Source organism: Desulfovibrio piger ATCC 29098 (assembly GCF_000156375.1).
In the GTDB taxonomy this organism is placed as follows: Bacteria; Desulfobacterota; Desulfovibrionia; order Desulfovibrionales; family Desulfovibrionaceae; genus Desulfovibrio; species Desulfovibrio piger.
Map to the genome: position 1 here is coordinate 1 of NZ_DS996369.1, position 908 is coordinate 908.

Here is a 908-nt window from a genome sequence, read left to right on the forward strand (position 1 = left end):
CCCGTGGCCCCCGTATCGCCCTTGGGGCCCGGTTCGCCCTGTTCCCCCTGCTGTCCGGCGGGGCCTGCGGGACCGGTGGCGCCGTCAGCTCCTGCAGGGCCCTGGATGCCCTGTGCGCCGCGTTCGCCCTGGGGGCCTCTGGCACCGATCCTGACCCAAAAGGCAGACGCATTCTCCTGCGGCGCAGTCCCGGCGGGGGCGTCTTTGACGCATTCCCAGACCTCCCCGTCGAGCGTCACACGGTCAAGACCGCATAGCTCTGCGCACTGCTGTATTCGCCCCGGAACACAGGGCGCACGCGCCCGATCTTAAGCGTCGGCATAGGTCACCTCCAGTTCGCCGTCGGCATCGATGGAAAAAGCGGCCTCAGGCTGTGCCGCCCCCGTGTAGTTCATGGCAAGGTCGCCGTCGCCATCCACCACGAACTGGATGAAGGTGGCATCCAGTGCCGTGGTGATGTCTCCCGTCTCTCCTTTCGGCCCCTGCGGCCCGGGCTCTCCGGGATCGCCTTTCTCTCCCTTCTCTCCTTGCAGGCCTTGCGGCCCCTGGGGACCGCGGGCACCGGTGGTGCCTTGCGCTCCTGCGGGCCCTGCCGGGCCAGCGATGCCCTGGATGCCCTGGGGGCCCCGTTCTCCGGGCAGTCCCTGCACGCCTTGCAGGCCTTGCGGGCCCTGTATCCCTTGCGGTCCACGCTCTCCCTGATCGCCCTTGTCCCCCCTGGCACCCTGCGGCCCTGTGGCACCGGCCGGGCCCTGCTTCCCGGGCATGCCGCGCGGGATCTTGAAGAAAAAGCGCAGGGAATCCGGCACGAAGTCCACGGCCGCGGCCTCCCCGGGCTCCAGCGTCTCCGCCTCCGCCGTGAGGCTGCCGATGTTCAAGTAGCTATCCTGGGCATCTTCCAGCAGTTG

1 protein-coding gene and 1 pseudogene are annotated in these 908 nt (G+C 69.2%); one reads left to right on the top strand and one right to left on the bottom strand.

What is annotated here, in order from left to right:
* Positions 1-257, top strand: a 257-nt coding sequence (locus DESPIG_RS14420; RefSeq protein ID WP_006009444.1) for a hypothetical protein, incomplete at its 5' end; no start/stop codon positions are given.
* Positions 258-308: 51 nt separating this feature from the next.
* Here DESPIG_RS14420 and DESPIG_RS13005 read toward each other — a convergent pair.
* Positions 309-908: pseudogene (locus tag DESPIG_RS13005) on the bottom strand (hypothetical protein); the annotation flags it as partial.